Consider the following 18,106-nt stretch of genomic DNA (forward strand, 5'->3'; position numbering starts at 1 on the left):
AGATCTTTTGCATTTAGAGCTATCTAAGAGAGAAAAAGAAATAAAGAAGGTTTTAATTATTACTTTCTTTTTAAATTTAATTGTCGCTCTAATTAAGATTCTTGCTGGAATAGAGTTTAATTTTATATCTCTACGTTCTTCAGGTATTGAATCTATCTTTGATGGAACTTCAAATCTCCTAGGCATCGTGACTATAGCACTTGCTTCAAAACCACGAGATCGCAGACATAATTATGGCCACCATAAATTTGAAAATGTTGGGGCATTAATCATTGCTTTCATGCTTTTTGGCTCTGCAATTAAATTAGGGCTTGATTACCATGATCTTATTCTTGGTACACAAACTAAGTACGGACAATTCGGACTTGTTCCTGTTTTATCAATTCTTATTTCAATGGCAATGAGTTTTGGAGTTTCGACCTACGAAGGTAGAAAAGGGCGTGAGCTTAATTCTCAAATATTAACTGCAGATAGTAATCACACCTTTGGCGATATGATTATCAGCTTTGGTGTTCTCATATCAATTATTGCTGCATATTTTAAAATTTACATTATTGACTATATTGTCGGTGGATTGATTATTTTATATTTGATTTACCTTGGTATTCAAATAACTTTAGAAAATTTAAATGACCTTTTAGATGTAGCTCCTATATTAAAAGATAAGTACATTTCTTCACTTGAGGATATTAAATATGTTCGAGATATTCACAATTTTCGAGCACGTGGAAATTCTACGTGGATGCAAATTGATTTTCACTTGTTACTCGAACCTGACTTATCACTGAGTCAGGCCCATGATATAGCTCACACAGTAGAAGATCGACTTAGGTTGATGCTAAAGGATTATTGTCGCGATATCGATATACTGATCCACATGGAGCCAGATGATGAAGGTCATAAGGATTAGAAGATGAGAAATAAAATAAACAAGAGAAAAGTTGGAAATATTAGACTTGCAATCGGTCCGTGGGAAGAAGATTTTACGAAATTATTTTCATCTGCTGCAAAGCTGATGGCACTAATTGTTCATGGACAGCTGATTCATTTCAAAAGTGACGAGATCTTTGTTTTTGCTGATAAAGAGCTTAAAAACTTTCGTGTTGGTGTTCCAATGATAGGTAATCTTAAGGATAAATACCTAGAAAGCTTTGATCTTCATTCTGGTGAAGTTGAGAGTACTGAGTTTGGTATCGAAAAACTAAAGGAATTCGAAAGAATTAAGAATTTATATACTGATCTTTGCTTATCTGAAGAGTATTTTATAAGAATTACGTCTCACGGCGGGCAATATCTGTCATTTTATGAGAAATATCTCATTCAATAATGTATACTGTGGGTATATTTTTTGTTATGTTTGCAATCCTAATAGCTAGATATTAGAATTGAAATTATTGAAAATAACTAATTCGCTAATAATTGGTTTATTTCCGGAGGTGATTTATTAGCAACAATTTTAAAGGTGGAAGGGTTAAAAAAGAAAGAGGCCCAAGAATTAACGAGCAAATTAGAATTTCTGAATGTCGATTAATGAGTGATGAAGAGCAGTACGGAGTTGTATCAATTGATAGAGCACGTGAAATTGCGGAAGAACTTGGTGTCGACTTAATTGAGATTGCTCCAACAGCTAAACCACCAGTTGTAAAGCTAATGGACTACGGAAAGTATAAATATGCTCTTCAAAAGAAAGCTGCAGAAGCTAAGAAGAAGCAGGCCAAGGTTCAGCTAAAAGAAATTCAACTTCGTCCAAATATTGAAGCACACGATCTTGAGACTAAACTTAAGAGAGCCTATAAGTTCTTAGAGGGTGGTGACAAGGTTAAATTTGTTATGCAATTTAGAGGTCGTGAAATGGCCTATAAGGACATGGGAAAAGAGAAATTTGAAGCGATTCTTAATGGCGTATGCGAAGAAGCTGATGGAGTTATTGAGTCTCCAATTAAGATGATGGGTAATAGAATTATCACAATCGTCGCTCCAGGAAAGAAAAAATAATAATTCTTTTATAAGTGCCTGATATTACTTCAGGCACATTCCATTTATTCTGTCTAAGTACCCGATATTTTTTCACTTATTTTAAATAATCCTTTGCATTAATAGCTTGAAGCTGTTAAAAATATGCACTTATAGTTTTGTTGTATTTTGTTGAATTCTCAACTTGCTTTCGAGTGAGTAAAATTCAAGGAGTAAAAAATGCCAAAAATGAAGACTAGAAGAGCTGTTGCTAAAAGATTTAAGCCAGTAGGTAACGGTAAGTTCAAAAGAAAAAGAGCTAACCTAAGACACATTCTTGAAAAGAAGCCAACTGATGCGAAGAAGAGAGCAGGTAAAACTGACTACGTACACGCTTCAGATGTTGCTCGTGTAAAGAGATGTCTACCTTACGCTTAATTAGCGCAAGCGATTCAAAAAAAAGATTGAGTTGGTCGAAACTTTAAATCGACAAAATTGTTTTTTTAACCTGATTTTTGGGAAAGAACGAAAGAACCATTAGCTTGGTCCCCAAACGTCAAAAAAATGGAGTAAATTATGTCTAGAGTTAGAAGAGGTTTTAAAGCAAGAGCGAGAAGAAATAAAGTCTTAAAACTAGCAAAAGGGTTTCACTTTTCTAGAAGACAAAAGTACTATCACGCTTCTGAAACAGTAAAAAGAGCATTACACTACAGATACATCGGTAGAAGACTTCTTAAAAGAGATATGAGAAGACTTTGGATCGTACGTATTTCTGCAGCTGCTAAGCTTCTTGGTACTTCTTATTCAAAGTTCATGGGACAGCTTAAGAAGAACAATGTTGAAATCAACAGAAAGATGCTTGCTGAAATCGCTGCAAGAGATTTCGACGGATTCAAAGCAATCTACGAATCAACAAAATAATTCATTAAACTATTTGATTTAATAAAACACAAACAAAACTATATAGTGCTTGGGCCTCATTTTTGAGGCCTTTGTCTTTTTGCGGCATCTGCAGGAGCAGATGAAGCATAAAGTCCAGGGAGTCCCAGGATGGGACGAGTCGGAAACAGGCCTCGCATACTCACTTAACTCTATCCTTTCATGAATTTAACTTTCACTTTCCTCGTATGAGTCGCATCTCTGAATTCACAAAGATAAATTCCAGACCATCGGCCAATATCAAGTTCACCATTTTCAATAATCATCGTAAGGGAAGTTTGCATAAGAATTGACTTCATGTGAGAAGGTGAGTCATCAGGCCCTTCAGCTGTATGAGTGATAAAAGAGAGGCTTCTTGGGGCCAGATGCTTGAGGAAGTTTTCCATATCAACTTTTGCACTTGGGTCAAAAGCCTCGTTTATACATAGCGCAGCACTGGTGTGTTGTATTTGACACACTAGGATACCATCTTCATCACTAGGGTTGAGTTCTTCTAAGCATTGTCGCATCTGGGCCGTTATGTCGTAAAAGCCTTCACCTGATGTGTTTACTATCTGCGTTTTTATAGGCATCATTAAACTCCTAACATTTTAAATATTTAGCAGTTTATATATTATGACATTATTTTCAACGCTTCTAAAGCAATTAAGCATTAAAGATTTTTTCGACATGGGCATTGTCGCCCTGATGATCTATCAGGTTCTAAAGATCGTAAAAGGGACAAGGGCCATTCAGGTATTACTTGGTATGGTTTTTCTCGCTATCCTCTATACTCTTGGGATTAAGTACAATCTCTACACAGTAAATTGGATCCTTGAGCACTTCTTTGATTATATCTTCATTATTTTCATCGTTATCTTTCAAGACCAGCTTCGTGCTGCTCTTGCAACAGTTGGTACGGGAAGAAAGATGTTTAACTTCTTTGATCGCTCTCCTGTTAACTATGACATCGAAGAGGTAATTAAGAGTGTAACGGCCCTTTCTAAAGAGAGAACAGGTGCTCTTCTTGTCATTGAAAGAAAAAACGGTCTACAAAACTATATCGATACTGGAACAATTATCGATGCAACGATTCATTCAGACTTAATCTATTCTATCTTCCAAACAATTTCGCCTCTTCATGATGGTGCCATTATTTTAAGAGATGGAAAACTTCTGGCCGCAGGTTGTTTCTTGCCATTATCTAAGAATATTGAAATTGATCGCCACTTCGGAACTCGCCACCGTGCAGCTCTTGGTGTTTCAGAAGTATCAGATGCCATTGTTATTATTGTAAGTGAAGAAACCGGAAAGATTAAACTGTGTATTAATGGCCAGTTCTTCTATTCTCATAACGAGAATGAGCTACGTATGATGCTTAAGAAGGCGTGGGCAGGCAAGAGACTTGATCTACAATCTCAAATCGTAGGGCAGGTATAAGATGTTAAAGAAAATTAAAAGCAATAATTTATTTGAATTAATTCAAAATCAGCTACTAACTCTACTGAGTATTATTCTTGCAATTTTTCTTTGGTTCTATGTTGTAAACTCGGAGCCAATTACAACTGAAAGAATCTATAACCTAGAAGTACTTCCAGCAACAAGTATGGATGTTACTTCAGTGTCTGCTCACGAAATTCATGTGACATTAAAGGGAGCTCGTGCATTCCTAAAAGACTTTCATGGCGATGATCACTTGAAGCTTCAAGTTGACCTTAAGAAAATGAAAGTTAATCGCACAACGAAACAAGTAAAATATTCGATTAGCGAAACGGATTTAATTGTTCCTTTTGGTGTTGAGGTTGTGGATATTAAGCCAAAGCATATAGCCATCAAGCTAGATAAATTAATTTATAAGAATGTTCCTATTAAGGTAAATTACATGAATAACTTACCTAAGGAATTAAAGCTCATTTCTTCATCTCTTAGTCGTAATCAAGTTAAGATTGAGGGAGCACGTGATATCATGAGAAATGTGGGGCAGGTGAAAACACGCCTAATTGATCTATCGGAGTTATCTGGTCAGGGGGAAGTTCCGATTCAACTTGAAGATCTTCCAGAGTTTCTTCGTTACGGTGAGAATGACACTCTTTCGTTTAAGTATGATATTAGGCCACAAAAAGCTAATCTCACGTTAAAGAATATCCCAATTTTATTTATTGCGCCTAATATGAAATTTCGTTCTCGCATAAGAAAGGTCTCTTTAGATGTACTAACTACTGGTAGAGATGATATAAAGGCAAGCGAAGTTAAGGTTTATGCAGAAATTCCTTCTGATATGGGAAGAAGTGCAGATATTCGTCTAAGGGCCGAGCTTCCTGAGGACGTTCATTTATTAAAAATTCATCCAGAAATAATTAAAGTGAGTAGATAATGACTGAAAGAAAACTATTTGGAACTGATGGAATTAGAGGTAAAGCAAATATTTATCCAATGGTTCCTGAAATTGCGACAGCACTTGGACGTGCAGTAACTTTCTATTTTCAAAAAAAGAATAAGAATAAGAAAACACCTCTAATTATCGTTGGTAAAGATACAAGACTAAGCTGTTATATGATTGAGCAAGCTTTTTCGGCAGGTGTATTATCTCAAGGTGGACGAGTGATTTTTACTGGACCTCTTCCAACTCCTGGAGTTGCTTTTGTGACAACTTCTATGAGAGCGGATGCTGGTGTTATGATTTCAGCTTCACATAATGATTACGATGATAATGGTATTAAGTTATTTGATGCCCACGGATTCAAGCTTCCAGACGAAGTTGAGTTAGAGCTTGAAGAGTTAGTTCTTAATCCTAAACTTATTCCACCAAAAGTTGGTGCCGAAATCGGTCGTGCAAAAAGACTTGAAGGTGTTGAAGGCCGCTACGTTGTTCACGTTAAGTCAGCAATTGATGAAGAGTGTGACCTAAGTGGTATGCGTGTGGTTGTGGATTGTGCAAATGGTGCTAGCTATAAAGTTGCTCCTCTTGTCATGAGTGAGTTAGGTGCAGAAGTTTTTCCATTAGGTGTAAATCCAAATGGCCAAAATATTAATTTAAATTGTGGAAGCTTACACCCTGCTCTTGCAAGTCAAGAAGTAGTAAAGCTTCGTGCAGATATGGGATTTTGTCTTGATGGTGATGCTGATCGTATTCAAGTAATAGATAAAGACGGTGGACTTATTAAAGGTGATAAGCTGATTGGAATTTTTGCGAAGCTTTTACTTGAGCAAGGAAAGCTTAAAAAAGGTGACACTGTTGTTGGAACGATTATGTCTAACCTTGGGCTTGAGAACTACCTTAAGAAGTTAGGTCTTAAATTTCATCGTACAGCAGTTGGTGATCGCTATATTATGGAGTATATGAGAAGTGAAAATGCTCTTCTTGGTGGTGAACCATCTGGGCATATTATTTTTCTAGAGCATGCAACTACTGGAGACGGGACTCTTGCAGCTCTTAAGTCAATTGAGGCCACTTATTTCTTTAAGAAATCAATTAATGAACTGTCTCAAGAAGTAGAATTATATCCACAAGTTTTAAAGAACGTATCTGTTTCTCAAAAGAAGAAGGTTGAAGAAATGCCTACATTTGCAGCAGAACTTAAGGCCTGTGAAGAAGAATTAGGTGAAGAAGGACGTGTGATTTTCCGATACTCAGGAACTGAACCTCTAGCACGTGTTATGGTTGAAGGACGTTGTGAAGATAAGATCAATACAGTTTGTGATCGTCTTGTGAGCGCTCTTAAAAAGGAAATTGCATAATGACTGATAAAATGATTCCAAGACTTGGTGTAAATATTGACCACGTAGCAACTCTTAGACAACAAAGAGATGAAGGCTACCCAAGTGTTGCAAACGCCGCTCAAGATGTTTTAATGGCCGGTGCTGATCAAATTACTATTCACTTACGTGAAGACAGAAGACATATTCAAGATACGGACTTAACAAGTGTTATGGCCGTAACAAAGCGTTTTGAAAAACCATTAAATCTTGAAATTGGCTGTGCTAAAGAGATTGTTGAAATTGCAGCTGATTTTAAACCAGATTGGATCTGTCTTGTTCCAGAAAAAAGAGAAGAGAAGACAACAGAAGGTGGACTAGATCTTTCTGCAGCTAATTTTGATAAAGTATCACAAACTATGTCATACCTAAGAGAGCATTCTCCAAAAACAAAAATCTCTCTTTTTGTTGAAGCCTCGACAGATGTAATGAAGAAGGCCATCGAATTAAAAGCAGATGCTGTTGAAATTCATACGGGAGCATATGCTATCGACTTCCTAAAAGAAGGAGATCTTAATCCTCATCTTAATAACTATGTTGATTGTTTTAAAGTTCTAGAGGGGACAGGTGTTGCTTTCCATGCTGGCCACGGATTAACAATGGAGAGTGTAAGACCTCTTCTTGAGCAAGGTCTTTTTGCTGAATATAATATTGGTCACTGGATTGTGTCTCAAGCTGTATTTAGTGGAATCTCTAATGTTACTAGAGATATGTTAAATTTGTTTAGAAACCATCCAGTTAAGTAAGGTATGGTTTGCCTTTGATTGCTAATTGATTTTTATCGTGGAAAATAAATATCTAAGCAATTAATTCTAAGGAGCACCTGTTGTTTGACTATCAAGATGTTAGGCATTGGAAAAAAGTATACCAAAGTGATATTTCAAATATTATTGTCGAACTAAAAGAGTCGTTAAATGAGCCATCTGTTGTGATTTTAGATGGAGCAGTTGGCGCGGGAAAGACAACATTCACTAATGTCTTCTTAGGTGAAGACAAGTCAGGTTCTCCAACATATTCCCTTATCAATGATTGCGGCGATGTTGTCCATGCAGACTTCTATCGTCTTGATTCGCCAGAAGAGATCATTCATCTTGAACTTGCAATGTACCTCGATGAGAAAAAATACTTTCTTGTTGAGTGGGGCAAGGACTATATCAGAGATATTTACCGTGAACTTTCTGATGACTTCAATTATTTTCAACTAAGCATTGAGGCCAATGACAAGAAAGATGATGAAGAAAGTGCATCTCGTAATTATTTTTTGAAGAAAATTATTTTTTAACATCTTCTAACAAGTGGGCAGAAATAACCGATTAACTCTGTTTGGCATATCTTGTCATCGCAGTTGAATAATTCCCTAACATATAGATATTATTGATATTATGTGCTCCAGCATTGTCTCCAGTAAAGAAAAAATATTTTTTTTATAATAATTGATTAAATCAAGTTGACTTTAAGACTTGTGGGCTGACATAATATTTAGGAAGAAAGATTTTAACGGAATAAATCTTTCAACAGAAAGGATAGCACGGAATGCGAGTCCTAAATTAGCACACAATTTATTTGCTTTAAGTTTAAAACTATTTTTTTATTTAACATTTGGATTTATGGAGGAAGACCAATGAGACTCACTTCGAAAGGACGCTACGCAGTTAGAGCAATGCTTGACCTAACTACTCACAGCAACGGAAACCCTGTAAGACTTCAGGAAATTTCAGAAAGACAAAACATTTCACTTCACTACCTTGAGCAACTTTTCAGAAAGCTTAGAAATGGCCAAGCTGTTAAGTCAGTAAGAGGACCAGGTGGTGGTTATGTTCTTGCTCGTTCGATGGAAGAAATTACAATTAAAGATGTACTTGAATGTGTTGGTGAAAATATCAACCCAGCAAAAGACATCCTAGGAACAGAAGCAGAGCAAGCTAGCACTGTTGAATTCCACCTGTCTAAGAATTACTTTCAAAACCTTGGTTTCATTATGAGCGAATACCTAACAACTACTTCTTTAGGTGACCTTGTAAGAAAATCTGGTGAAGTTGAGTCAGAAGTTAGAGGTGAAGAAGCTTCTAATGAACAAGCTACTCAAACAGTAGAAGCAGTTACTCAAAACACTTCAAATGAAAGTGCATTTAGCGAGTACGCTTCAGGAATCAGATCAGGTTTAGGTGAAATTAATCAATAATTATCTCTACTTAGATTATAATGCTACGGCCCCCTTAGTTAAACCAGTCCAAGATTGGCTTTGCGAGGGGGCCGTCTACTTTGGTAATCCAGCTTCGATTCACCAGGTAGGAAAGAAGTCAAAATCTCTCATTAATCAAACAATCAAAAAGATTCAAGATACTTTCAATGCGACAAGCTACGATGTTTTTTTTCACTCAGGTGCCACAGAGGCAATCAATAGTGTAGTAAAAGGTTTTTGCTTTAATGCTCTAAAGCTTAAATCAAAATTCCACGTATTCTGCTTTGATGTTGATCATTCGAGTATGGTGAATCAAAGAGAACATGTAGAGCTTCTTGGTGGTACTTTTCACGTGTTAAAAACACATGGAGGCGACTTTGATAGACAAGAAGTAATACAAGCTCTAAACGAGCTTGAAGGAGAGAAGCTCATTAATTTCACTTATGTGAATAATGAGAATGGTGTCGTGTGGGATCTGGCCGATGTTTTAAAAATCAAAGATGAAACAGGCGCTTGTGTTCATGTTGATTGTGTACAAGTTGTTGGAAAAATCAAAGATTGGAATGAGCTTACCCTAGGACTTGATTACTATACTTTTTCTGGACACAAATTTGGTGCTCTTAAAGGTGTAGGTTTTACACTTGTTTCAAAGGATGCGAGTTGGACTCCACTTATTCGTGGTGGTGGTCAACAAAAGGCAATGCGCTCAGGAACTGAGAATGCTTTTAGTGTTCATACAATTAATCTCGCTCTTGATTACAATCTGTCACACTTAAATATTGAGCGAGCTCAAAAAGTAAAAGATGAGCTTGAAACGTGGCTTCTTGAAAAATTTGGTGAAAGAATTACTCTTATCGGTGCCAAGGCAAAGAAGAGAAATGCGACAACTATTTTCTTTAGTGTCCATGATAAGAATATTAATACTGTTATGATGGCCCTAGATATGGCCGGAATCTGTGCTTCTAGTGGTTCTGCTTGTGCATCTGGAATCATTAAACCATCACGAGTTGCAAAGGCATATGAACTCAGTGATGAGGCAGCAACTAATGTTATTCGATTTTCTTTATCTCCATTTTCAGAAGAAGCGGCCCCGATTATTTCAAAATTAGAACCTGTTTTAACAAAATTTCTATCTTAATTCTTTATTTAAAAGATATACGAACGATGCGGCGCAGTGTGCACTTTGGGCCTCTTTTGTATTTACTGTAACGAGTTCATTTTGACCTCAGTGACCTTTTTACTCCAGTAATAAGTGTTTGATTTTATTGAAATTGATGTCTTTGGATATTATTCAAAAGTTGGCACGATCATTGCTTTATTAATAGTATCAATGGTTGGACGGCCTTGGTTCTTTAAAAAGAGTCCCAATAACACTTCTACCGGCCATGCTGAAAAACAGGAATCTGTTTTTTTCTCTTGTTCTAAAATCCTATCTTTTCTTCTTTAAAGTAAAAACCAAGGCCCAATTTTTTTCTTTAGATCGCACCTGAGTCGTTTAGAATTTTGATACAATCTTCATTGCCATTTCTTTTTGCATAGTCAAGAGCGCTTCTTCCGTGAGTGTCTTTTATCTTTAGGTCTGCTCCTGCATCAATAAGAGCTTTTAGAACAGTGGGGTTACAATTTAAGCTCTTGTCCATCGCCATTGTAAAACGTCTATTGTTAAAGATGATATTTGGGTTTGCTCCCTTGTTTAGAGCTTCTATAACTAAGTCCTCGCGCTCATCTGCAAGTGCGGCCATTAGGATGTGATTAGCTTCTTTGTTTTCTTTCAAGGCCGTAGGAGCTTTTCGTGTAAGAGCTGCTCTTTTGTGAACGATTTGTGATTCAATTGCGTTTATCGGGGCCGGTTCATCGTATTTGTTTTGAACAGACTGTGTGCTCTCTTTTGAGATATAAGTAGCAAGGGCCAAAAGTATTACGACGATGGGGATAACTGATTTGTTCATTTATAACTCTTCTATTGGTCCTTCTAGAGGCAGGAAAGATTGTGGTTTGGTGTAGTTTGTTATTTTCTTTGCACCAGCGAATTCTTCAATTAAAAACTCTGTCATAAGATCTTGAACTATCTTAGCATTGTACTGATCTTGTCCATTTGATTTAAAGACTTGATGAAAAAAGCCGAAGTAGATCGCTCCTGACTTTGTCGACAATTTACCTGCCAAAGACTTGGTATTCATAAGAGTGCCTGTCTTTGCAAGGATAGAGCCTAAGTTTCTTTGAGAGTTTAATCTTTTCGATAGAGTCCCAATATCAATTCCTGCAATAGGTAGGACTTGTTCAAGCTTATGGCCACTTTGATTCAAGTTATTTTCTAGTTCCTGGTAAGAGCTAATTACAATAGCGCAAGTTGCATAGTTGTCGACGCGCTTCCCATCTATTTTTGAATCCAGGCCTGATCCTGTATAAAGATAAGTATTTTCTTCAGTATCGTTAAACCCAATTCTTTTTTGAAAGTAATCATTACCAAGTTTTTCTTCAATAAGATTTTGAAGATACCACTTTGAGTATTCTTGAGCTCCATAACTTTTATAAGTTATGTCAGAGAGCCAATTGTGAGAAACTGAGTTTTGAAACTTTAGATAAGTTAGAAGCTTAGGAGATTGAACTAAGTAAGTTTTTTTGATGTCTTTAATAGGATTCGCTGCGGAATACACAACACTATCGACAGTCATTCTATAGGCCGATACTTTTAAAGGAAGACCTAGTTCTTTAAGTCTTTCTTCTTTGGTATTTTTTAAAAACTCTTTAAGTCTTGTTTTTATTTTCTTATTGTTATCAAGGTTAAAGTATTCTTTAAGCTGTTCGATGTTATATTCTTTCGAATACCAGGCTTCGCTCATACTCATATAAGGCCTTAGGGCAATTGCAAAAATAGGAGTATTAGCATCAAAGCTTATGGTGTTGAGTTTAACGATTCCATTTGCATTGAGGGCAGCGATTAAGTAGAAGATTTTTTCTTCACTAAACATTCCATCATTTGCTCCTTCAAGATGGATATTTTCTCCATCAGAAATCACTTTTGTTTCATAATGAAAATTTGGGCCTAGAGTTTCGAGTGCCATTAGTGAAGTTATGGGCTTTGTCGTTGAAGCAAGTCGGCTTTTTAAGTGTGCTGTTGTTCCAAAGATTTCACCTTGGTACATATAACAAAAACCGTGCTCATTTGGATTTAAGTTGAACTCTTTAGATAGTGATAACCATTTCTTTTCGATAGTGTCGTGATTAGCTCCAAAGACACTGGTAAAAGTTAAGAATAGTGGGAGTAAATACTTAATAATAAACATGAAGTTTAATTCTAAAGAATTAGAATAAGTCGGTCAAGAAAGGGGAGCGCTCTGTGTTATTTATCGAGCTAGAGCTTTGCTTTTAAGATAGGGAGAATATTTGAAAGTCCATGAGTGATCATCTGAATTGACATGGCCAGTAGAATTAGCCCCATAATTCGTGTTGTTACGTTTACTCCAAGCGTTCCTACTTTTTGACTAATACGATTTGCATTAATAAGAACAACATAAATTGCTAGGACACTAACAAAGATAATTGGAATACTTAGGGCCCAGTCAATTGGAGAATCTAATTTTTGCGCGTAGATAATTGTCGTTGAAATAGCTCCTGGACCTGCTAGCAGAGGAATGGCCAAGGGTACAATTCCTATTTCACGGATTTCATCATCATCAATTTCATCTTGTGTTAGCTTTGATTCAACATCTTTGGCATTGATCATGGAAGTTGCCATGGAAAAAATAAGAATCCCTCCACCAACTGTAAATGAGGCAATCGAAATTCCAAAGAAGCTAAGAATTTTTTCTCCAATAAAAAGAGAAACTACAAGTGTGACAAAAACAGCAATCGAGCAAACTCGAACCATGCTTCTTCTTTGTGTCTCAGACAAGTTTTGAGTCAATGACATAAACATTGGCAGGGCACCAATAGGATTTACAACTGAGATTAAAGCAATAAAGAAAGAGGCCATGATACTAGATTCCATTGGTTCATTATGACTACTTTCATGGATTATTCAAGTTAGTTTTTTGTTAGCGTCATCTGCAGCATCGTGTGGCAAAAGTGCCCCAACGGGCAGTTTTGACTCACTGATGTATGTGACTTAAGAATCAAAGAGCGCAGCTCGCGTGATTCGGTTATGAACCTAAAAGACACCTTAATAACTCTCTTGAGCTAAAGTTTAGAGTTGTGCCTCAACCATCTAATAGTACATAAACAATGAAAATAAATAATATTTTCTAAACATCTCGAAATGAAAAAAAATATATTTTCTTAAAGTGTTTTTGTTTTAGTTCGATAAAGAAATAACATGTTCATTTGCTGAGGTATTTATTAATTATCTAATTTTTCTTTTGTCTGTCCTTTTTTTAACTTCTTGTGTTTCCCATGTCGATTTTAATTTTGATGATGATAAGCCGGCCCCTTCCTCTGGAGATGGAGTTGGAAAGGTTATTACAACATCAGATTTTTCATTCTTAATGATTAACGATACTGGATCTGGTAATGAGGTTTATCTAAGCTACGGACTAGCAGCTGACACGGTTCAAGTCCCTAATGCTAGCTTTGCTTATTCAAAGATGACTAATCCAGACACGCAGGCTACTGACTCAGTAGGAAATCACTACACATTTTCTAATGGAATGATTGTAGCTGGTTTTAATTCTCCTAATTACGACATCATTCTAATTGATAAGAGTAATAACTTTAATGTTCTGGCAACAATTCCTGGTTTTGGTGATACACAGTCTGATCCAATCTTTGTCAATCGAGTTGGAAATCAGCTCTTTTTTATCATCAAGTCTACTGCCACAACTTATGATCTTTGGGTGACTGATACGACAGTTGCTGGAACTAAGATGCTAAAAACTGTTTCAAATACTTACTATAGTACTTTAAATATCAGGGAACGAAATGTCCTCTTTAATAATAAGATGTATTTTAAAGGTGGCGACGCTGTCAATGGACCTGAGTTATGGGTTACAGATGGAACAGTTAGTGGAACGAAAATGGTTGATGATTATATTGCTGGAGCTTCTGGGCTTGATCCTCGTAGGTTTAGCGTTGCTAATAATAATCTCTATATCTTTTCACAAACAAATCAGACAATTTATCAAATGGGAGCAGATGAAGTTATTTCTGAAGTTACATCTCTTCCGGCATCAATGACTTCTGCAACCTTTAATGAAGCACAGGTCGTATCTAATGATTCCTATTTCTGTTTTAAGCTGTCTGTTTCTTCAACTAAGTATCTCACTTGCATCAATACAGATACTCAAGTTGCAGAGTCTAGGCTTTATACGAGATCGGCAGATTTTCTAGGTGAGGATGGAGGAAAAATCTACTTTGCTGATGTTGTTGATATAGACCCTACTGCAGCGACTGACTATACGGCCTATATTTATGAAACTTCTGGAGCGATATCATCACAGGCTCCGAGCCAAATTCATGAAATGTCTGTTCCTGTAGAGATTCTTAGAACGAGTCAAATTAATTATGACAATAGTAACGGGGCAATAAGTTATCTTAAGTATGATCATACTGATGATGGTGATAAACATATGTTTGTTAAAATCAAGGACTCAGTGGTTACAGAAATTGATAATATAATCTATCCATTTAGTACTGATCCAAATATTACTCAAATCAATCTCTATACGTCTTATAGTGCGTACCGATCGACTACACCAGGAACCTTTGTCTATTTGGTAAATGATGCTGCAATGATGTTAACGGTGTTGCAGTCAGACGGAACGCTGGCCGGTACACAAGTTCTCACACAGGTCGATTTGGCCGATATTATGGCAGATATTTCAGGTGGGAATGCAGCACAGGGATATGCTCGATATATCGTTGGCCTACTTGATGGGATGTCAGTTGTGCGTCCTTATGACTTTAGTGTGGATCAATACTTTAATCCGAATGCTAGTGGGTTGAAATAGGGGGGAGCTGGTTTTGGAGTTTGGTTTATTTTGTTTTATGAATTGTTGCTAAATTTTACTGCGTAAAATTATCGCTTATTTTTCACTTCGATTGCTTTCCCATTAGTCAGCGCTTAAGCAACAAAGCCGGGCTTGAACCCGGCTTGTTGAAGATATATTTCATTTCAGGCGACGTGCGCTATCGGCGCGTCCAATAGATTGCCTTTGGGCAATCAATGCCGCGCCTATTCATCAATAGCGTCCCAATCAAGGTCTTTCGAGATTGTGACACCAGAGATCGTTTTTTGGATTTCTTTCTTAATAAAAGGGAAGTTGATTGCTTCAAAGTTATACTCATTCAACAGGCCTTCTTCCATGACCTCATCAAATGCAATTAAAATATTCTTTGGTGAAGCATCAACAAGGTGTGTGAAGTAAAAGTCTTCTGGTAGCTCAGGGATATCGACTTTCGCTTCTTCGTGTCCTTCAAGAATGGCCTCATTCATTGCTGCTTCTGCTTGGAGGGCCATGATTTGTTTAGCAGGAGATTCTTCACTAGTATCGCGTACGATTAGAGATCCCTTGATATTGGCCGGGTTTAAATCTCTAGTGATATTCCAACTAGCAATATTAAAGAAGTCTAAGTAGAAAGTTGATTTTCCATACTTGATCTTTCTTGGAATTTGCAATTGCGTAAGGAATTTACGCGTTGATTCATCTTTTGATTTTCGAGCAAGTTTTTGGGCCAGTTTTGCGTCTTGGACACGGATAATATAGGCACCAGCTTCCTTCGTAGACTTAAATAACATATATTGGAACGCCACACTAAATAGCGTATATAATTTATGTTGACCTAAGTGGATTCGTGACGCGTCGCTTTCGACAAGGGTTTTAACAGACTCATATAGGTCTTGTTTGCTAAGTTGTGAAGACATTCAGTTTATTCCTTTTATTTTGTGCGAAAGATTTTTTAAGAATTAGGTCATTTTTTGTCAACACGTTTGTCAAAAATAAATACTTAAATATTCTTTATTTTAAGCTCAAAAAAGCCTTATAACTCGTTGACTTGAATGGGTTTTTTCTCTAATATGCAACACTGATTATTTTATCTTATGAACGTTACTTTATAAATTTGGTCATCCATTTTTATTTGGACTCAATTAAATATTAACAACCTCAAAACGGAGTTAAGAATGATTAACAACAAGCTGATGGCGAAAACGAGAAACATCGGTATTTCGGCGCACATCGACTCTGGTAAGACTACTCTTTCAGAGCGTATCCTTTTTTATTGTGACATGATCCACAAAATCGAAGATGTTCGTGGTGGTGGAGCTGGTGCAACTATGGACCACATGGAACTAGAGAAGGAAAAAGGGATTACAATTACATCTGCTGCTACGACAGCACACTGGAAAGGTATTAGCGGTAAAGGGACAACTTTTGCTGACGGTATTGAAAAAGATACTCGTATCAACCTAATCGATACTCCGGGTCACGTTGATTTCACTGTTGAGGTTGAAAGATCACTACGTGTTCTTGATGGTGCGATTCTAGTTCTTTGTTCTGTTTCAGGTGTTCAGTCTCAGTCAATCACTGTAGATAGACAGATGAAAAGATATAACGTTCCAAGAATGGCCTTCTTAAATAAGATGGACCGTATGGGAGCAAACCCATTTAATGGACGTGACGCTCTTAAGGAAAAACTAAACCACAATGCTGTTCTTATGCAAATCCCTATTGGAGCAGAAGATCAGTTCACAGGTGTTGTTGATCTAATTACTAAACAAGCAATGTACTTTGATGGTGATAACGGTGAAAACGTTAGAATCGAAGAATGTCCAGCTGATCTAGTAGATCAAATGGAAGAGCTAAGAGCTGAGATGATCGATGCTGTAGCTGAGTACGATGATGATGTTATGGAAGCATACCTAGAAGGTAATGAGCCAACAGAAGAACAACTTCACCTATGTATTAAGAAAGGTGTTCAATCACTTCAGTTAACTCCAGTATATATGGGTTCAGCATTCAAGAATAAAGGTGTACAAGCACTTCTAGAAGCTGTTGCAAGATACCTTCCTTCACCACTTACTTGTGCACTTCCAACTGCACAAGATGCTGATACTGATACTAAAGTTGAGATCATCCCTGATCCAGCTGGTGACCTACTTGCTATGGCATTCAAGATCACTGATGAGCAATTCGGTCAGCTGACTTATACAAGAATCTATAGAGGTACACTAAATAAAGGTGATACTGTTTATAATACAAGAACAGGTAAGAAAGTACGTATCGGACGTATGGTTCGTATGAACTCTAACGATAGAGAAAATATCGATACTGCTCACGCAGGTGATATCATCGCTATCGTAGGTATCGACTGTGCATCAGGGGATACATTCGTAGGTAACGACGATAACTTAAACCTTTCTCTTGAAGGTATCCACGTTCCAATCCCAGTTATCGAGCTTTCGATTTCTTGTAAGGATAAGAACGAGCAAGCGAAGATGTCTAAAGGTCTTGCTAAATTCATTAAAGAAGACCCGACATTCCACGTTTACACTGACGAAGAATCAGGTGAGACACGTATCGCTGGTATGGGTGAGCTACACCTTGAAATTTACGTAGAAAGATTAAAGCGTGAATTCGGTGCAGAAGTACAAGTTGGTGCTCCTCAAGTTAACTACCGTGAAACAATTAGAACTGAAGCTACTTTTGATTATACTCACAAGAAGCAAACAGGTGGTTCTGGTCAATTCGGTCAAGTTGTTGGTCTACTTAAGCCACTTGCTGACGAAGACAAGGATAAAGAAGATCAAGTATTTAAATTCAATAACGAAATTAAAGGTGGTTCGATTCCTAACGAATTCATCGGTGCCTGTGAAAAAGGTTTCCAAGACGTTATGGATAAAGGTCCTCTTGCTGCATTCCCAGTTATTAACTGTGAAGTATTCTTAAGAGACGGTAAGTCACACGACGTTGACTCTTCAGATATGGCATTCCGTATTGCTGCAAGACAAGCGATGAGACAAGCTATCAACAAAGCACAACCAGTTCTTATGGAACCAGTTATGAAAGTTGAAGTTACAACTCCAGATGAATTCCAAGGTTCTGTAATTGGTGACCTTTCTTCAAGAAGAGGGATGATCCAAGGTTCAGAAACTGATCCAGGTGGAGAAGTTATCATCAATGCTGAAGTACCACTTTCAGAAATGTTTGGTTACTCAAATGACCTAAGATCTATGTCTCAAGGTAAAGCATCATACACGATGGAATTTGCTCGTTACGTAGACTGTCCTTCAAACATCCAAGAGACAGTTATGAAAGAACGTAAAGAGAAACTTGCGAACGAAGATTAAGCCGATATTTAAAA

At 37.0% G+C, this 18,106-nt stretch carries 19 protein-coding genes; 14 read left to right on the plus strand and 5 right to left on the minus strand.

The genetic code is table 11. The annotated features are described in order from the left end of the window. Nucleotides 1-7: 7 nt before the first annotated feature. The 5 genes from C0Z22_RS04085 (at nt 8) to rplT (ending at nt 2,874) form a co-directional block, all read left to right on the plus strand. Nucleotides 8-910: a cation diffusion facilitator family transporter gene (locus C0Z22_RS04085; protein WP_158246806.1), complete on the plus strand. Its 903-nt coding sequence runs from the start codon at nt 8-10 to the stop codon at nt 908-910. A gap of 3 nt (nt 911-913) precedes the next feature. Next, complete coding sequence (locus C0Z22_RS04090; RefSeq protein ID WP_103217070.1) at nt 914-1,327, plus strand: hypothetical protein; 414 nt, start codon at nt 914-916, stop codon at nt 1,325-1,327. Between the two features lie 116 nt (nt 1,328-1,443). After that, a complete protein-coding gene (gene infC, locus C0Z22_RS04095) occupies nt 1,444-1,995 on the plus strand; it encodes a translation initiation factor IF-3 (RefSeq protein ID WP_103217071.1) in 552 nt (183 codons plus the stop codon). Between the two features lie 198 nt (nt 1,996-2,193). After that, nucleotides 2,194-2,391, plus strand: a complete 198-nt coding sequence (gene rpmI / locus C0Z22_RS04100) for a 50S ribosomal protein L35 (RefSeq protein WP_021267185.1) — start codon at nt 2,194-2,196, stop codon at nt 2,389-2,391. 138 nt (nt 2,392-2,529) lie between these two features. Further along, the gene (rplT, locus tag C0Z22_RS04105; RefSeq protein WP_103217072.1) at nt 2,530-2,874 is read left to right on the plus strand and encodes a 50S ribosomal protein L20; all 345 of its coding nucleotides are present in this window, start codon (nt 2,530-2,532) and stop codon (nt 2,872-2,874) included. Between the two features lie 170 nt (nt 2,875-3,044). On the opposite strand, the gene C0Z22_RS04110 is transcribed toward rplT, so the two are convergent. Then, entirely contained in the window at nt 3,045-3,467 is a 423-nt protein-coding gene (locus C0Z22_RS04110) for a secondary thiamine-phosphate synthase enzyme YjbQ (RefSeq protein ID WP_103217073.1), read from the minus strand. A gap of 40 nt (nt 3,468-3,507) precedes the next feature. Here C0Z22_RS04110 and cdaA point away from each other — a divergent pair, with 40 nt between their 5' ends. The 7 genes from cdaA to C0Z22_RS04145 all read left to right on the plus strand — a co-directional run bounded on the left by cdaA (nt 3,508) and on the right by C0Z22_RS04145 (nt 9,947). Beyond that, entirely contained in the window at nt 3,508-4,311 is an 804-nt protein-coding gene (cdaA, locus tag C0Z22_RS04115; protein ID WP_103217074.1) for a diadenylate cyclase CdaA, read from the plus strand. 1 nt (nt 4,312) lies between these two features. Beyond that, on the plus strand, nt 4,313-5,245 hold the full coding sequence (locus C0Z22_RS04120) for a YbbR-like domain-containing protein (protein ID WP_103217075.1): 933 nt from the start codon (nt 4,313-4,315) through the stop codon (nt 5,243-5,245). Further along, nucleotides 5,245-6,609, plus strand: a complete 1,365-nt coding sequence (gene glmM / locus C0Z22_RS04125) for a phosphoglucosamine mutase (protein WP_103217076.1) — start codon at nt 5,245-5,247, stop codon at nt 6,607-6,609. Before C0Z22_RS04120 ends, glmM begins: the two co-directional genes overlap by 1 nt. Then, the gene (locus C0Z22_RS04130; protein ID WP_103217077.1) at nt 6,609-7,373 is read left to right on the plus strand and encodes a pyridoxine 5'-phosphate synthase; all 765 of its coding nucleotides are present in this window, start codon (nt 6,609-6,611) and stop codon (nt 7,371-7,373) included. Before glmM ends, C0Z22_RS04130 begins: the two co-directional genes overlap by 1 nt. A gap of 80 nt (nt 7,374-7,453) precedes the next feature. Further along, nucleotides 7,454-7,909: a tRNA (adenosine(37)-N6)-threonylcarbamoyltransferase complex ATPase subunit type 1 TsaE gene (locus C0Z22_RS04135; RefSeq protein ID WP_158246807.1), complete on the plus strand. Its 456-nt coding sequence runs from the start codon at nt 7,454-7,456 to the stop codon at nt 7,907-7,909. A 339-nt stretch (nt 7,910-8,248) separates the two neighbouring features. Continuing rightward, complete coding sequence (locus C0Z22_RS04140; RefSeq protein WP_103217079.1) at nt 8,249-8,809, plus strand: Rrf2 family transcriptional regulator; 561 nt, start codon at nt 8,249-8,251, stop codon at nt 8,807-8,809. Then, nucleotides 8,793-9,947: a cysteine desulfurase family protein gene (locus C0Z22_RS04145; RefSeq protein ID WP_103217080.1), complete on the plus strand. Its 1,155-nt coding sequence runs from the start codon at nt 8,793-8,795 to the stop codon at nt 9,945-9,947. Before C0Z22_RS04140 ends, C0Z22_RS04145 begins: the two co-directional genes overlap by 17 nt. A gap of 337 nt (nt 9,948-10,284) precedes the next feature. On the opposite strand, the gene C0Z22_RS04150 is transcribed toward C0Z22_RS04145, so the two are convergent. The 3 genes from C0Z22_RS04150 to C0Z22_RS04160 form a co-directional block, all read right to left on the minus strand. Beyond that, entirely contained in the window at nt 10,285-10,758 is a 474-nt protein-coding gene (locus tag C0Z22_RS04150) for an ankyrin repeat domain-containing protein (RefSeq protein WP_103217081.1), read from the minus strand. Next, a complete protein-coding gene (locus C0Z22_RS04155; protein WP_103217082.1) occupies nt 10,759-12,096 on the minus strand; it encodes a D-alanyl-D-alanine carboxypeptidase in 1,338 nt (445 codons plus the stop codon). A 68-nt stretch (nt 12,097-12,164) separates the two neighbouring features. Continuing rightward, nucleotides 12,165-12,800 (minus strand): MarC family protein, encoded by a 636-nt coding sequence (locus C0Z22_RS04160; protein ID WP_103217083.1) that lies wholly within the window; start codon nt 12,798-12,800, stop codon nt 12,165-12,167. Between the two features lie 367 nt (nt 12,801-13,167). Here C0Z22_RS04160 and C0Z22_RS04165 point away from each other — a divergent pair, with 367 nt between their 5' ends. Further along, complete coding sequence (locus C0Z22_RS04165) at nt 13,168-14,754, plus strand: hypothetical protein (protein ID WP_103217084.1); 1,587 nt, start codon at nt 13,168-13,170, stop codon at nt 14,752-14,754. A gap of 224 nt (nt 14,755-14,978) precedes the next feature. On the opposite strand, the gene C0Z22_RS04170 is transcribed toward C0Z22_RS04165, so the two are convergent. Further along, the gene (locus tag C0Z22_RS04170) at nt 14,979-15,668 is read right to left on the minus strand and encodes a hypothetical protein (protein WP_103217085.1); all 690 of its coding nucleotides are present in this window, start codon (nt 15,666-15,668) and stop codon (nt 14,979-14,981) included. A gap of 258 nt (nt 15,669-15,926) precedes the next feature. On the opposite strand from C0Z22_RS04170, the gene fusA reads away from it, so the two are divergent. Continuing rightward, nucleotides 15,927-18,092, plus strand: coding sequence for an elongation factor G (fusA, locus tag C0Z22_RS04175; protein WP_103217086.1), 2,166 nt, complete (start codon nt 15,927-15,929; stop codon nt 18,090-18,092). The last annotated feature ends 14 nt before the right edge of the window (nt 18,093-18,106 follow it).

The sequence above is a fragment of the Halobacteriovorax sp. DA5 genome, from assembly GCF_002903145.1.
Taxonomy (GTDB): domain Bacteria; phylum Bdellovibrionota; class Bacteriovoracia; order Bacteriovoracales; family Bacteriovoracaceae; genus Halobacteriovorax_A.

Excerpts from the sequence above, each read along its gene's own strand:
- C0Z22_RS04090 (WP_103217070.1), top strand. The coding sequence starts at position 914 with ATGAGAAATAAAATAAACAAGAGAAAAGTTGGAAATATTAGACTTGCA.
- rpmI (WP_021267185.1), top strand. The coding sequence starts at position 2,194 with ATGCCAAAAATGAAGACTAGAAGAGCTGTTGCTAAAAGATTTAAGCCA.
- rplT (WP_103217072.1), top strand. The coding sequence starts at position 2,530 with ATGTCTAGAGTTAGAAGAGGTTTTAAAGCAAGAGCGAGAAGAAATAAA.
- C0Z22_RS04110 (WP_103217073.1), bottom strand. The coding sequence starts at position 3,467 with ATGATGCCTATAAAAACGCAGATAGTAAACACATCAGGTGAAGGCTTT.
- cdaA (WP_103217074.1), top strand. The coding sequence starts at position 3,508 with ATGACATTATTTTCAACGCTTCTAAAGCAATTAAGCATTAAAGATTTT.
- C0Z22_RS04120 (WP_103217075.1), top strand. The coding sequence starts at position 4,313 with ATGTTAAAGAAAATTAAAAGCAATAATTTATTTGAATTAATTCAAAAT.
- glmM (WP_103217076.1), top strand. The coding sequence starts at position 5,245 with ATGACTGAAAGAAAACTATTTGGAACTGATGGAATTAGAGGTAAAGCA.
- C0Z22_RS04130 (WP_103217077.1), top strand. The coding sequence starts at position 6,609 with ATGACTGATAAAATGATTCCAAGACTTGGTGTAAATATTGACCACGTA.
- C0Z22_RS04140 (WP_103217079.1), top strand. The coding sequence starts at position 8,249 with ATGAGACTCACTTCGAAAGGACGCTACGCAGTTAGAGCAATGCTTGAC.
- C0Z22_RS04150 (WP_103217081.1), bottom strand. The coding sequence starts at position 10,758 with ATGAACAAATCAGTTATCCCCATCGTCGTAATACTTTTGGCCCTTGCT.
- C0Z22_RS04155 (WP_103217082.1), bottom strand. The coding sequence starts at position 12,096 with ATGTTTATTATTAAGTATTTACTCCCACTATTCTTAACTTTTACCAGT.
- C0Z22_RS04160 (WP_103217083.1), bottom strand. The coding sequence starts at position 12,800 with ATGGAATCTAGTATCATGGCCTCTTTCTTTATTGCTTTAATCTCAGTT.
- C0Z22_RS04170 (WP_103217085.1), bottom strand. The coding sequence starts at position 15,668 with ATGTCTTCACAACTTAGCAAACAAGACCTATATGAGTCTGTTAAAACC.
- fusA (WP_103217086.1), top strand. The coding sequence starts at position 15,927 with ATGATTAACAACAAGCTGATGGCGAAAACGAGAAACATCGGTATTTCG.